This is a genomic window from Paramuribaculum intestinale, from assembly GCF_003024925.1.
Lineage (GTDB): Bacteria > Bacteroidota > Bacteroidia > Bacteroidales > Muribaculaceae > Paramuribaculum > Paramuribaculum intestinale.
On the sequence record NZ_PUED01000351.1, the window covers coordinates 1 to 1,285 of the forward strand.

Genomic DNA, 1,285 nt, shown 5'->3' on the forward strand with positions numbered 1-1,285 from the left:
CCCCACAACCACCCCAAAAAACACACAAAAAAACACACCGCCCCCACCCAAAAACAAAAAAAATCACTAACTTTGTACAGAGAGCAGTCCCCAAAAGCACCGCCCTCCCTCCAAAAACGTTATTAACCACAACCAACCATACACCCATGAACAGGCTCACAATCAGCGCGATCCTCACCGCATCAACACTCCTTGCAGCCACAGCCGCACCCAACAACCCCACCCCCACAATCACACCACCCCAACCACCACTCGCAGGCTACTACTACGGCCACGACACCGCACCCCGCGGACACGAATGGCAATCACCCGACTCCCTCGCCTACAACAAATTACAACCCCGAGCCACCTACTCCCACTTCCCTGACGCACCCACCGCCACCAAAGTCCTCCCCCACACATCACCCTACACCATCTCCCTCGACGGACAATGGCGATTCAACTGGGCACCCAACCCCTACCAACGCCCAACCCACTTCCAGTCACCCGATTACGACGACTCACAATGGGACACCATACCCGTCCCCTCCAACTGGAACATCGTCGGCCTACAACCCGACGGCACCCAACGCTACGGCACACCAATCTACGTCAACCAACCCGTAATCTTCTGGCACCAAGTCCGCCCCGGCGACTGGAAAGGAGGCGTAATGCGCACACCGCCAACCGACTGGACCACCTACGCCCACCGCAACGAAGTCGGATCATACCGCCGCACATTCACCATACCCAACAACTGGCGCAACCGACTCATCTACATACAATTCGACGGCGTCGACTCATTCTTCTACCTCTGGATCAACGGCCGATACGTCGGATTCAGCAAAAACTCACGCAACGCCGCACGATTCAACATCACACCCTACCTCAACAAAAAAGGCCCGAACACCATAGCAGTAGAAGTCTACCGCTCATCCGACGCATCATTCCTCGAAGCACAAGACATGTTCCGACTCCCCGGAATATTCCGCTCCGTCCACCTCTACTCCACACCTAAAGTCCAGATATCCGACCTCGTAGCCACCCCCCGCCTCAACGCCGACCTCAGCGAAGGCACCCTCAGCGTAGCCACCACCGTCAGCAACCACACCAACAAAAAAACACCCCCCGCCCTCACCCTCCCCTACACCCTCTACCCCTGCATCCTCTACTCCGACACCCTCGCAACCAACCAGCCCATAGCCACCCCCCCCCCCCCCCCCCCCCCCCTCCGCCCCTTACCCCCCTCTCCGCGCCCCCCACACCCCTCACCACCCCGTACCCCGCCCTCTCCTCCAAACCAAAA

At 58.4% G+C, this 1,285-nt stretch carries 1 protein-coding gene; it reads left to right on the forward strand.

The features are described 5' to 3' along the window. Positions 1–146: 146 nt before the first annotated feature. On the forward strand, positions 147–1,285 hold a 1,139-nt coding region (locus C5O24_RS13450; protein ID WP_240605034.1), incomplete at its 3' end, for a sugar-binding domain-containing protein.